This is a genomic window from Herbaspirillum sp. FG34 (assembly GCF_057809315.1).
Genome location: NZ_JBMDJS010000035.1, coordinates 1 through 12,615 on the forward strand (window position 1 = coordinate 1; position 12,615 = coordinate 12,615).

11 protein-coding genes are annotated in these 12,615 nt (G+C 62.2%); 5 read left to right on the top strand and 6 right to left on the bottom strand.

The window, feature by feature from the left end; genetic code table 11:
* Positions 1 to 69: 69 nt before the first annotated feature.
* Positions 70 to 966, bottom strand: a complete 897-nt coding sequence (gcvA, locus tag ACODSZ_RS22700; protein WP_175345105.1) for a transcriptional regulator GcvA — start codon at positions 964 to 966, stop codon at positions 70 to 72.
* Between the two features lie 77 nt (positions 967 to 1,043).
* On the opposite strand from gcvA, the gene ACODSZ_RS22705 reads away from it, so the two are divergent.
* Complete coding sequence (locus ACODSZ_RS22705) at positions 1,044 to 2,168, top strand: MFS transporter (RefSeq protein ID WP_008327349.1); 1,125 nt, start codon at positions 1,044 to 1,046, stop codon at positions 2,166 to 2,168.
* 19 nt (positions 2,169 to 2,187) lie between these two features.
* On the opposite strand, the gene epsC is transcribed toward ACODSZ_RS22705, so the two are convergent.
* Positions 2,188 to 3,132, bottom strand: coding sequence for a serine O-acetyltransferase EpsC (gene epsC / locus ACODSZ_RS22710; RefSeq protein ID WP_488928589.1), 945 nt, complete (start codon positions 3,130 to 3,132; stop codon positions 2,188 to 2,190).
* Positions 3,133 to 3,537: 405 nt separating this feature from the next.
* Between epsC and ACODSZ_RS22715 the strand changes: the two genes are divergently transcribed.
* The gene (locus tag ACODSZ_RS22715) at positions 3,538 to 3,915 is read left to right on the top strand and encodes a hypothetical protein (protein ID WP_241822925.1); all 378 of its coding nucleotides are present in this window, start codon (positions 3,538 to 3,540) and stop codon (positions 3,913 to 3,915) included.
* 24 nt (positions 3,916 to 3,939) lie between these two features.
* Here the strand turns inward: ACODSZ_RS22715 and ACODSZ_RS22720 are convergent, their stop codons facing one another.
* Entirely contained in the window at positions 3,940 to 5,655 is a 1,716-nt protein-coding gene (locus ACODSZ_RS22720; protein WP_488928590.1) for a chloride channel protein, read from the bottom strand.
* 251 nt (positions 5,656 to 5,906) lie between these two features.
* Here ACODSZ_RS22720 and ACODSZ_RS22725 point away from each other — a divergent pair, with 251 nt between their 5' ends.
* Positions 5,907 to 6,911 carry a sulfonate ABC transporter substrate-binding protein gene (locus ACODSZ_RS22725; protein WP_488928591.1) on the top strand — a complete coding sequence of 335 codons (1,005 nt, stop codon included), beginning with the start codon at positions 5,907 to 5,909 and terminating at the stop codon, positions 6,909 to 6,911.
* A gap of 90 nt (positions 6,912 to 7,001) precedes the next feature.
* Here the strand turns inward: ACODSZ_RS22725 and ACODSZ_RS22730 are convergent, their stop codons facing one another.
* The 3 genes from ACODSZ_RS22730 to ACODSZ_RS22740 all read right to left on the bottom strand — a co-directional run bounded on the left by ACODSZ_RS22730 (position 7,002) and on the right by ACODSZ_RS22740 (position 10,509).
* Entirely contained in the window at positions 7,002 to 8,711 is a 1,710-nt protein-coding gene (locus ACODSZ_RS22730; RefSeq protein WP_488928592.1) for an acid phosphatase, read from the bottom strand.
* 465 nt (positions 8,712 to 9,176) lie between these two features.
* Positions 9,177 to 9,893 (bottom strand): Pr6Pr family membrane protein, encoded by a 717-nt coding sequence (locus tag ACODSZ_RS22735; protein WP_488928593.1) that lies wholly within the window; start codon positions 9,891 to 9,893, stop codon positions 9,177 to 9,179.
* A 451-nt stretch (positions 9,894 to 10,344) separates the two neighbouring features.
* The gene (locus ACODSZ_RS22740) at positions 10,345 to 10,509 is read right to left on the bottom strand and encodes a hypothetical protein (RefSeq protein WP_008327357.1); all 165 of its coding nucleotides are present in this window, start codon (positions 10,507 to 10,509) and stop codon (positions 10,345 to 10,347) included.
* A 214-nt stretch (positions 10,510 to 10,723) separates the two neighbouring features.
* Between ACODSZ_RS22740 and ACODSZ_RS22745 the strand changes: the two genes are divergently transcribed.
* Together ACODSZ_RS22745 and purU are read left to right on the top strand one after the other, a co-directional pair.
* Positions 10,724 to 11,245 carry a bactofilin family protein gene (locus ACODSZ_RS22745; protein ID WP_008327358.1) on the top strand — a complete coding sequence of 174 codons (522 nt, stop codon included), beginning with the start codon at positions 10,724 to 10,726 and terminating at the stop codon, positions 11,243 to 11,245.
* Between the two features lie 357 nt (positions 11,246 to 11,602).
* Positions 11,603 to 12,472, top strand: a complete 870-nt coding sequence (gene purU / locus ACODSZ_RS22750; RefSeq protein WP_008327359.1) for a formyltetrahydrofolate deformylase — start codon at positions 11,603 to 11,605, stop codon at positions 12,470 to 12,472.
* Positions 12,473 to 12,615: the final 143 nt, after the last annotated feature.

The following is a 12,615-nucleotide window of genomic DNA, read 5'->3' on the forward strand; positions in this document are numbered from 1 at the left end:
CAATCCGTGCAGACTACCCAAAAACCAAAACCAAAAACCAAGCCCGCCAAGACAAAAAACCAAGCAAGATCAACCAGCAACAACCAACGATCCGCGATATTCCGCCAGCCATTTGGCAAACAACTGTGCTTCAGCTCCCGCCTGAAGATTGATCCCGAGATAGTAAGGTGCGAGGGGCAGACGCAAGGTGGGGAAGGGGCAGACCAGGCGACCGGAACGCAGATCATTGTCTGCCAGCGACAAAGGAGACAAGGCCACACCCAGTCCATCCACTGCTGCCTGCAACACGAAATGTACGTGATCGAAATGCAGCATGGCCTGCGATCGAGAGCGCTTCAGTCCTGCCAGCTTGCGCCAGTCCTCCCAGTCATTGCGCCGACTGCGCGACACCAGCACAGTATGCTGCGCCAGCCCTGACACATCTTCCAGCGGCATGGACTGCAACAGAGCAGGAGACGCCACCAGCACCAGCTCATCCTCCATGAAGCGCTGCACCTTCAGCGTCTCAGGCCAGTTGGTCTCCCCTCGCCGGATCGCAATGTCAAATGAAGAGCCTGCCTTGCCCACCGTCGCCGTACTGGTCACCACCTGCGGTGCAATCCCCGGATAATGCTCCACGAAATCGGACAAATGCGGAATCAGCCAGCGCACCGCAAATGACGGCCGCACATTGATCACCACCGTGCGCGTGGGGGCGTCGCGCATCACCCGCCGCGCCGCATTGGCCAACATGTCCAGCGCCGGGCTGGCTTGCTCGAAGAACTGCCGACCACGATCAGTCAGCAGTACCTGCCGCGTACGCCGCTCGAACAAGGGCATGCCAAGGTAGCCTTCGAGATTCTTGATCTGGCGACTGATCGCGCCATGCGTGACATTGAGCTCCTGTGCCGCCAGCGTGAAACTCTGATGACGGGCCGCCGCCAGAAAGGCGCGGATGGCGTTGAGCGGAAGTGTGAGATCGGCCATGCGTGAGATATTATCACGCATGGCCGGAATTAATATCGTTTGTCAGCGCCTGCCCATGCGGCGCATCATCGGTCTTCATGACCACGCCAGACCTCCGCCAGGCCGACCTCGATTCCCGCCACGCCGCCATGTCGCTCTCGGCCGCCTTGCCCTGCGATATCGTCCTCTACCTGCTGCTTCCCATGTATGCCGCCCAGTTCCACGTCAGCCTGGCCGAGGCCGGCGTGCTGCTGGCAGCCAACCGACTGGTGCGCATCGCCGGCTATCGCTGGGTCGCCAGCTTTTACGCCCGACGCGGTGACCGCCCCACCTGCACCCTGGCCGTGTGCGCGGCCATCCTCTGCGCACTTGGCTACACGATGGCCAACGGCTTCTGGGCCCTCCTGCCGCTGCGCCTGCTGTGGGGCATGGCCTTCGCCGGACTCAACCTCTCTACCCAGGCCATGTCCACCGCCAACCCGCACGGCGCCGCCCGCCGCTCCGGACGTTCGCGCGGGGTGATCGCCATTGGCCCCATGCTGTGGCTGCCCACAGCCGCACTGTTGGCGCCGCACATCGGACCACGCATGGTGTTCGCCCTGGTCGCCACGACGGCGATCCTGGGTCTGCTGGCCGCCCGCCGCCTGCCGCAGCACGCCTATGCGCCACCGCAGCCGCGCCGCTGGAAATTGCCCAATGCACTGGATTGGTGGTCCTTCCTCGAAGGACTGACGCTCGATGGTCTCTTCATCGTCGGCCTGGCCTACATGAGCAAGCAGTCCTTCGGGGCCGATGGCGAACTGGTGGCCGGGGTGCTGATGGCCCTGCGCTATGCCGGCGAAATCGTCTTGAGCCCGCTGGGCGGCTGGCTGGCCGAGCGCTTCGGTGCGGTCAAGGTATTGGTGATCCTGTCACTGGCTACCTGTGCGGCGCTGGTCGGTTTCGGAGGCGGGCTGCTGTGGCTGTTTGCGGGGCTGATCGTGATCCTTCGTGCCTTGCAGTTGCCGCTCCTGGCCCCCATCGTCGCCGCCCGCACGCCTGCGGCGCAGCGCGTGCATGCCCTGGCCGGACGCGCGATCTGGCGCGATATCGGGGCCGGTATGGGGCCGATGCTGGCAGGCTTGCTGCTGCCGGTGATGTCGTCCCTGTGGCTCTACGGACTGGCCGCCTCGGCACTGGCGCTGGCGGCCATCGCCTGCGCACGCGCACCGGTGCCACGTTAGGGTCTGTTCACCAAGGGGATCAGGGCTGGCGACAGTCGCTGAGCATCTCCGCCTGCGAGATGTTGCTGCCCGGCGGCACGCTGTGCGTGAGCCAGACATTGCCGCCGATCACCGATCCCTGGCCAATGGTAATGCGCCCCAGCAGGGTCGCGCCGGCATAGACCACTACGTCATCCTCGACGATGGGATGGCGCGCAATGCCCTTGACCAGTGAACCATCGGCCTCCTGCGGGAAACGCTTGGCCCCCAGCGTCACGGCCTGGTACAGGCGCACGTTGCGGCCGATGATGGTGGTCTCGCCGATGACCACGCCGGTGCCATGGTCGATGAAGAAGCTGGGGCCGATCTGCGCGGCCGGGTGGATGTCGATGCCGGTGGCCGAATGCGCAATGTCGGCAATCAGACGTGCCAGTAGCGGGGCCCCCAGCTGATGCAGCGCATGCGCCAGACGGTGATAGATGATCGCGGTGGTACCGGGATAGCACAGCAGGATTTCCGAGATGCTGGAGGCGGCCGGATCGCCGTGATACGCAGCCTGGATGTCGCTGACCAGAACGTCCCGCACACCCGGCAACTGATGCGCGAAGTCGCGCGTGATGGCCGCGGCGCGTTGGCGCAGCAGCGCCTCATCGTCCACATCACTGCTGAAATAGAGGCTGCGACGTACCTGCTCGCGCAGGATCGACAGCGCAGCATTCAACTGGCTGCCAACGAAATAATCGATGGTCTCATCGGATAAATCGGTATGCCCATAATGCGTGGGAAACAAGGCCGCCTGCAGATGTTGCAGCAGCTTTTGCATCGCTTCACGCGAGGGGAGCTCGCGGATCTCGCCGCGATAGCGGATCTTGTGGGTAATCTCGCGCGAGGTGCGCAGGCCGGCCACAACGGCTGACAAGCCCAGTCCCGCCGACTCGACCGAGTCGGTCAGCGCGTTCAGTTCGGGGGTGTAAGAAGGTTCCATGCCCGCATGCTATCAAAAATGCGCGCGCGGCGTCGGGCAGGGCAACGCAGGCAGTCAGTACCGCAAGCGTTTCGGCGACTCGCCTGGTGAGGATTGTTCAATGGCTCACGAGTTGATGTATTTGTGTCATTCAGGAAATTCCTGACGCCAATGCGGGACGACTCAGGAAGCCCCCGATACTTGGCGGAACCACAAAAACTTAAAGTCTCGTCATGCCAGCTTAGGCAAGAAATCCGAACGAAGGTCGGAGATCAGACAGCCGATCTGGGGAGAGCTTCTGCACGATTACCGGGTAGCCCTGAGGGGGGCTTACTTTTGGGCGTACTTCCGCAAGGGGGTGCGCCCTTTTTTTGTTTGTGATGCAATACGGGCTTGATCAGAGTGCCTTGTACGGGAGGAGTTTCCATGTCAAAACCGCGTTTTTCCCTGTCCCAGCTGGGGCTGCTGTGGCTGTTGTCCATGGTGCTGCTGCCTGCCGTCGCGGCGCGCGCGCAGGTTCCCGTGCCGGTCCCGGCGAGCGTGCCGACGCTGCCTGCTGCTGCCGCGCCCACACCGGTGGCCAGCGACATTACCCGCAGTTGCGCGGCCGGCAGCGGCTGTGTGCTGACCTGCCTGAACATGGCCGCCGAAACCGTCATGACCGAGACGGCCACACGTGCCGTGCGCATCATTTCCCTCTCCAACGGCAACAGCGAATTCCGCATGGACAACGGCAATGCCGGCATCAATGTCATCCTGGTCTCGCACGACAATCTGATGTGCAAGCTCAGCGGCGGCGTCTGAGGATTGCGCAGGGAGGAACGGGCGTCAGTTGCCCAGCAGTTTTTCCCGCACGGATTCTTCTTCTGCATGGCTCGCGCTGGCCCGCGCCAGATCGGACAGGGACAGCACGCCCACCAGCTGCCGATGTTCTGCCGTGCTCACTACCGGCAGCCGCGCCACGCCCAGGCGCGCCATGGTACCGGCGGCAATGCGGGCACTGAGGTGCGGCAAAAGATGGCCGGCATCGGGCGCCAGCAAGGCGCTGCAAGCCTGGGCCGGATCGGCCGCCTGCAAGCGCGTCAGCGCGACCATGCCGAGCAGGCGACCATTTGCGGTCACCGGGTAATGGCGATGGACATGGTCCGCTGCGCGGCATAGCGCCAGCGCCTCTGCGGCGGGCAGGGCCGCCTCCAGGGCCTGCGGTGCGGACATCAGGTCTTCCACATGCACCCGCTCCAACGGGTCGACACCGTATTCGCGGTGCACATGCAGGCCGCGTCGCGCGATCTTCTCGGTCATGATGGAGCGCTTCATCCACAGCACGTTCACGCCATAGGCCACCGACGTGGTGGCGATGAGCGGCAGGATTGCATTGTCGGCATGGGTCAGGCCGAAGGCGAAGACGATTGCCGTCAGCGGTGCGCCCAGCACACTGCCCAGCACTGCCGCCATGCAGACCAGCGGCCACAAGCCGGCTGAACCACCCGGCAGCCACGGCGAGAGCACCAGGCCCAGTCCGGCGCCCATCATCAGCAGTGGTGCCAGCACCCCGCCCGAGGTGCCCGAGCCCAAGGCCAGCAGCCAGATTACCGCCTTCACCAGCAGCAGCGCCAATGCCGCCGAGACCAGCATGTGCTGATTCAGCAGGTCAGCGATGACGTCGTAGCCCACGCCCAGCGCGCGCGGCTGCAGCAGTCCGCCCAGGCCCACGGCCATGCCACCCAGTGCCGGCCACCACATCCAGTGCAGCGGCAGGCGATGGAAGCCATCCTCGATACGATACAGGGCCAGCGTCAGCACGACGGCCAGCACCCCGCTGGCCAATCCGGCCAGCAGACAGGACAGCAGCGCCATCGGCGCGACCGGTGCCACCTGCAATGGAAACAGCACACCTGCCTCGATCAGCCACGGTCGCAGGAAAGCGGCGATGACACAGGCCAGCGCAACCGGCAACAGACTGCGCGGTCGCAGTTCGAACAGCAGCAGTTCCACTGCCAGCAGCAGGGCGGCCAGGGGCGTACCGAAGATGGCCGTCATGCCGGCGCAGGCACCGGCCACCAACAGGGTCTTGCGCTCGGCAGCGGTGAGGTGCAGCCACTGCGCCAGCAGCGAACCGAGCGAGCCGCCGGTCATGATGATGGGACCCTCGGCACCGAACGGACCGCCGCTGCCGATGACGATGCCCGAGGACAGTGGCTTCAACAACGCGACCTTGGGCGACATGCGGCTCTTGCCGAAGAGGATGGCCTCGATTGCTTCAGGAATGCCATGACCGCGGATCTTGTCACTGCCATAGCGCGCCATGAGACCGACGATCAGGCCGCCGATGACCGGCAACAGCACCGCGATCCAGCCCAGCGTATGGCCCGCCGGTGAGCTGGCGGCAAAGGACAGGCGCTGGAAATAGAACAGGTTGGTAAAGAGCGCAATGAGCTTGAGCAGTAGCCACGCCGCACCCGTGGAGAACATGCCGATGAGCACCGCGATGGCGCACAGCAGGGGCAGCCGTCGGTCGGCGGTGTAGTCGCGTTTGTGTTTCATGGATTGCCGTGTTCAAGGACGGTAGTGGTAGCGCGATCTTGTAGAGGGCGCATGAATAAAGGGATAAACGGCAAATATATCACAACATGATATAAAAACGTGAGGCACGACGGGTTGGCGCTTGTATGCGCGGCACGACTTATCTGCTTTTCTTCTATGCACAGGAGGAATGATTCGTTCGCAGCGTGCGCGGGTCTGGCTACGCTGTGAGCCTCGATGTATCGACCTCAACCATGACCGATGGAGTCCCCATGCCACAGCACGAAGACACACCCCGCCACGTCCTCACCGCCTTTGAACCGAGCCGCAAGCGTCGCCGCCTGATCGGCGCCGGGCTGGCGTTGGGCGCCGCCGGTGCGACTACCGTTTTCGGTGAACGACCGGCGCAGGCGGCCACACGCCAGTTGCGGGTGGGTTACCAGAAGGGGGCCTTGAGCATCATCCGTGCCCATGGCTCGCTGGAGCAGCGCCTGGCCCCGCTGGGGGCGAGCGTCAAATGGGTGGAGTTCAGCGCCGGCCCGGTGCAGCTCGAAGCGCTGGGGGCGGGATCCATTGATTTCGGCGATGTCGGCGAAGCGCCACCGATCTTTTCTCAGGCCGCCGGTACGCCCCTGGTCTACGTGGGGGCCACCGTGCCGCGTCCTTATGTGGAAGCGGTGCTGGTCAAGCAGGACAGCCTGCAGAAACCGATACAGTTGAAGGGCAAGCGCATCGCCTTGAACAAGGGTTCCAACGTGCATTACTTCTTGGTCAAGCTGCTGGAAAAGCATGGCCTGCAATATGGCGACGTGACACCGGTATGGCTGGCCCCGGCCGATGCGCGTGCCGCGTTCGAGCGCGGTGCGGTGGATGCCTGGGCCATCTGGGATCCCTATCTGGCGGCGGCCCAGCAGACCTTGAAGGCGCGCATCCTGGCCGACGCCGATGGCGTGGTCAAGAACCGCGCCTATTATTTTTCGACCCGGACGTATGCGCGCGACAATGCCGACCTCATCCGCATCGCGCTGGAAGAGCTGGCCAAGGTGGACGCCTTTGCCCAGACGCGTCCGGACGAGTACGCCAGCGAACTGGCCGGCATCCTCGGCTTGCCCAAGAGCGTCCTGGACGTGGTGGTACGCCGCTATCACTACGGCACCTTGCCCATCACCCATGCCATTCTCGACGAGCAACAGCAGATTGCCGATACCTTCCTTGATCTCAAGCTGATCCCCAGGAAGATCAAGCTGAGCGAGGCGGCACCGCCCTGGCTGGCGTAATACGTCCTCGCGCATTAGGTCTCACCATGAACAAGGCCGCCGCAGGAGAAGCCTGCGGCGGCCTTGAGCTTGTGACTGGCAGAAGGGAGATCAGCCCTTGAACTGCAGCGCGTTGGTCAGGTCCCCCATGGGTTGCTGGCCGCGCGCGATCATGGCCTCATCACGCTGCTTGAGGCCGTCCAGCTTTTCCAGAGCAAAGGTGCGGGTGATCAGGCGCAGGATGGAGGCCGTGTCATAGACGGTATGGTCCACCGTTGCCTTGCGGGCGAAGGGGGAGATTACCAGCGCCGGCACGCGCGTTCCCGGACCCCAGCGGTCGCCCTTGGGCGGGGCGACGTGGTCCCACCAGCCGCCGTTCTCGTCGAAGGTGATGACCACCACCATGTTCTTCCACTGCGGGCTGGCCTGCAGGCTCTTGACGATGTGGGCGATGTGGCGGTCACCCGAAGCCACGTCGGCATAGCCGGCATGCAGGTTGAGGTTGCCCTGCGGTTTGTAGAAGGTCACCGGCGGCAGACGGCCGGCCTCGACATCGGCCAGGAAACGGTTGGTGCGTGCTTCATCACCCAGACCGCCATCGCGCAGGCGCTTGTTGCGTTCGGCAGGATTTTCCGGACCCAGGTTCTTGAAGTAGTTGAAGGGCTGGTGGTGATACTGGAAATTGGGGATCTTGGGGATGCCCTTGGAATCCTTGAACTCGTCCAGCGTGGCCTGCCAGGCACCCGCATACCAGGCCCAGTCGATTCCCTTCTTGTTGAGCTTGTCGCCGATGTGCTCGTGGGTCTGCGGCACCAGCACGCTGGGCTGGTTGGGCTCGGCATAGGCCGGGTTGTTGCGGTCACGGCTCCAGGTCGGCCAGTAGGGCGGGGCCATGGTATTGACCGCATAACCGTCCGGCGTGAGTGCACTGGGGCCGAACTTGGGCGGTCCCTGCAGGGCGCTGGCCGGGCTGTTCTCGGCCGGGACCAGTTCCGGCGAGAGCGGATCATTGTTCCTGGTCCTGGCTACCTGGGTGCGCGAGACCGAGTTCATCACGTTCGGATAGTAGGGGGCGGTGGCGCAGATCAGATACTGGTGGTTCAGGAAGGAACCACCGAAGGCCCCCTGGAAGAAGTTGTCGCACAGCACGAACTCACGCGCTACATCCCACAGGCGCAGGTTGTAGCGGGTATCCGCGTAGTGGCCCATGGTCAGGCCGCCGGAGTCGGCCCAGGCCACGAAGCCATCATTCTTGCCGCCGTTGATCTGCATCTGGTTCTGATAGAACACGTGCCACAGGTCACGTGTGACCAGCCCCAGCGGCAGGGCCTCGCCCTGCGGACCCTTCAAGGCATAAGGGGCATTGGGCAGGTTGCTCTGGTATTGCTTGTCGGCCGGGTAGGTTACGCCTTCGATGGTCTGCTCCTGGCGCACCACGCCGCTCCATGCCGGTGGCAACTCCTTGAGCAGGGTGCCGTCGCGGTCGCGCTGCTGGTAGTCCGAGGGCTTGAGCGAGGACAGCGGCTTTTCCAGGCCGGGGAAATCGGCGAAGAGGTTGTTGAAGCTGCGGTTCTCGGCGTAGATCACCACGATGGTCTTGATGTTCTCGCGCAGGGCGCGATCCAGCGCAGCAGCCTCGGCCGGATTGCCGCTCGGCGAGGGGGCCGGTCCCTGGCCTTCGGTGGCGCAGGCGCCCAGGGCGCTGCCCGCCCCCAGTGCCGCCACGCCGCCCAGAAAGCGGCGGCGGCTGCTGTTTTGCGGGGGCGGAAGGGTGTCGTCGGCGCTCGGCTGGCTGCCGGCGATGTCGTCGTGCTTGCTCATGGATGAGTTTCCTGTCGGATATTGTTGTGGGGGTTGGCGCGTAGCGGCGATCAGGATAGCGCGACCGTATGACAGGGATGTGTCTTTTTCGTCAGGATTTTGCTCAAGAAAATGACGAAACATGCACCAAGAGACAATGAAAGACTAGGTAAAGGACGCGCTAGGATGCGCCTCATGCGTGGCCAAGGCCCTAGAATGCCTCGACCGCACCGGTTGCAGCCGCGCATCGCGCGGCCCGGCGACCGGGTCAGGTGGGTAGTTCCGGCCAGGGGATGGCGGGGACTGCTCTCATGTCAATGCGGTCTTGTCTGACGAGGGGAACATCTTGCTCAAAACTTTTCAATACCTGATCATCGGTGCGGGCTTCAGTGTCTGGATGCTGTTCATGCTGGCGCTGGCACTGACGGACCCACTGATCTGACAGGGGGCCGGGGAGCAAGGACCGGCCTCTGCCTGCGCTCCGGATCATTTTCTCTGCAGCACTGGTTTGCCGGATCGGTTGACTGCGATGAACACCCCCATCAATCCCAGGAAGGCCGCCAGCAGCAGGCTGGCGTTGAGGATCACGCGCGTATAGCCAAGTGCATTGACGTCGATGAAGGGGTAGGGATAGAAGCCCGACAGGGCCCCGCGCCATAGCGTGATCATCAGATAGGCCAGCGGATACACCAGCCACAGCAGTGCCTTTTTCAGCGACGCCTGGAACACCGGCACGAAAAAAATCCAATAGACGATTGCCAGCAGGGGCACCACCGTATGGAGGCTCTCGTTGACCAGTGCGCGAAAGCCGGTGGGCGTCCACAGATGGCGCAGCAGCAGGTTGTAGGCGATGCCCACGAAGGCCAGGTAGGTCACCACGGCCGAGATCACCGAGGGTTGCCGGAAGAAGCGGCTCAGGGGCGACTTCAGCGAGAGCGCCAGCGAGGTAAAGCAGAGTGCGCTCATGAGGATGGTCAGGTTGGTCAGATACATGGTCAGCCGGTCCAGACCATCCAGTATGCCGCCGCCGCGCGCCAGCAGGCGGTTGATGGTGATGTCGGTCTGCGCCGCGAAGGCGAACCAGCTGATGAGTGCGATCAGGCCGGCGAGCGTCCGTGCCGCAGCCGAGTTGCGGCGTGCCGGGAAGAGGTGGGCGCCAAAGGAATCCAGCGATTCCGGCGAGGGAATCTTGTCGTTGCTCATGGTGTCGTCACGGGAGGTGGAGGGGCCGGCGTCGCAGCGGGGCGGGCGACATCGGCCGGGCAATGGACTCCATCATAAATCGGGCGGGCATGGTTGTGCTGGCCGGATGACATTCATTTTCAACGCTTACATCAAGACACATGGTCTCCGGGGTGCGGCGGTCGCTGCGCCTGTCCGTTCGCGAGTCGGGCGCATCCATGCGCTCATTCATACTCTTTCATGCTCATCCATTGACGTCGGGAACGAGCGATATTGACCCGTTTTTCGAGAAGATTGCTTGGTCTTTATTTCTAAGTTTTAGATCCATTTCCATGGGTGACGTCGAGCCCTGATGAAAATGGGCTTAGTCTCTGGAAGCCATGTCGGGAGCGGACTTCAGGGGATGATGTGTCGCCTTCAGGCGACGCCATGCTTCTAACAACTGTTACATTTTTTTTAGTTACAAGGGGTCTCAAAATATAAATAATTTGCTCTGGTTTGACAGCGCAAAAAACGGCGCAAAAAACGGTGTTCTCACTGTTACAAATTTGCGGTGAACTTTGCAAAAGGCATCCTGCCGAATCGCACAGGTTTCTTCCTTGGCAATGTCCGGATGCGTGATGTCCGGGCTATCCATGCGATCTGCGTGGACATTCGGAAGAGCCGCTTTCGTTGACCTTGTCGACGCTACGACGCGCCGTCCACGCTGCCGGTTTTCTCGATGATCGTGCAGGGCGGTTCTGCTGCCGCACTGGCGGTGGGCGTCATGAGCTTGTCGTGCGCACCTTGCCGCACGTTTTATTTTCGCGCGTAGATTTTTACGCATCAGCACTACCATTTCAGGAGATCACATGCTTCGCTCGGAATCCCTCTTCGGCAAACGCGAAACCAGTTCGACCAATTCCCCGTTCAGCAGTGCGGGCAACGTCTCTTCTACGACAGGCGGCAATGTGACCAGCGTGAACAAACCTAGCCAATATCCTTCTTCCGTTTCCAACACCGCTCCTGCGGCCACTGAAGAGAGCGGCAGCAAGCTCACCGTCGGTCCCAACATCAAGGTCAAGGGTGAGATCGAGGATTGCGACACCTTGGTGGTGGAAGGCAAGGTCCAGGCGACCATCAATTGTCGCGTGGTGCAGATTGCCGAGCGTGGCGCCTTCAAGGGCTCGGCCGAGATCGACCTGGCCGAGATCCGCGGCGAGTTCGATGGTGACCTGACGGTACGCCAGAAGCTGGTGATCTACTCCAGCGGCAAGGTGACCGGGAAGATCCGGTATGGCAAGCTGGTCATTGAAGAAGGCGGCCAGTTGGCAGGCGATCTGCAGGTCGGCGGTGGTCACGAGCAGAAGGATCTGTTGCAGAAGACCGCATGAGCTCCCCTGCGGGTGGTGGCGGGTGCGCAGCGCCGTTCATCATCCGATGAGGGCAGTGCTTGATGCCCGGCCAGTGGCTTGCTGCACTGGCTGCATTTCCGGTGGGAAACCATGATGTCTGGTCGGTGCGATTTGTTGTCAAGTCGTGCCGATCTGCGGTGATTTCCGGTGCAATGACCTGGCTTTGACGTATTCGGCGTGTATTTGCGCGCGGCGGATTTGTCCGCATGGCCCGGTCGTGCGACAATAGCGCCTTTCGTCTTTTCGTCCTTTTCCCGCTCAGTCGGGTCGGTGTCGTCCTGCGTGGCGGCGCCGGGAGGGCGTTGGCGCTTCTCGGTTTCATTGCTCAGTTCACTCATGGCTCACCCGGAATACATTCTTACCCTGTCCTGTCTGGACCAGCGCGGCATCGTGCATCGCGTCTCAGGCTTTCTGGCCGATCACGGCTGCAACATCATCGATTCGGCACAGTTCGGTGACGCGCAATCGAAGCTCTTCTTCATGCGTGTACATTTCTCCTCCGAGGATGCGGCAGTGTCGGACGCGGCGCTGCGTGCAGATTTCGGGGTGCTGGGCGATTCGCTGCAGATGAACTGGCAGCTGCATGACGCGGGCAAGAAGCCGCGCGTGATGCTGATGGTGTCGAAGATCGGGCATTGTCTGAACGATCTGCTGTTCCGCTACAAGAGCGGATTGCTGCCGGTGGAGATTCCGGCGATCGTGTCCAACCATACGGATTTCTATCAGCTGGCCGCGAGCTACAACATTCCTTTCCATCATCTGCCGCTGGCGACCGGGTCGTCCATGGAAGTCAAGCGCGCGCAGGAACAACGCATCATGGAGATCGTGGAGGCCAACCAGATCGATCTGGTGGTGCTGGCACGCTACATGCAGATCCTCTCTCCCGAAATGTGCGAGGCCCTGCGCGGACGAGCCATCAATATCCATCACTCCTTCCTGCCCAGCTTCAAAGGAGCCAAGCCCTACTATCAGGCGCATGATCGCGGGGTCAAGCTCATCGGCGCAACCGCGCACTTCGTGACCGGTGACCTCGATGAAGGTCCAATCATCGAACAAGGCGTGGAGCGCGTGGATCACTCCATGGGGCCAGATACCCTCACCGCAATCGGGCGTGATATCGAATGCGTGGTCTTGGCGCGGGCTGTCAAATGGTTCACCGAGCATCGTATCTTGCTCAATGGGCATAAGACCGTCATCTTCAACTGATCCGCTGGTTCTTATTTAGACGCCGTTCGGGGGCTGCCTGGGCGGCGTTTTTATTTTTGTGGCTTTTGTTGATGTTGTCTTTGCGGGCTTGGTTTTTGGGTAGTCTGCACGGATTGCTGTTCTGCGCTCTAGCTTAATACTTA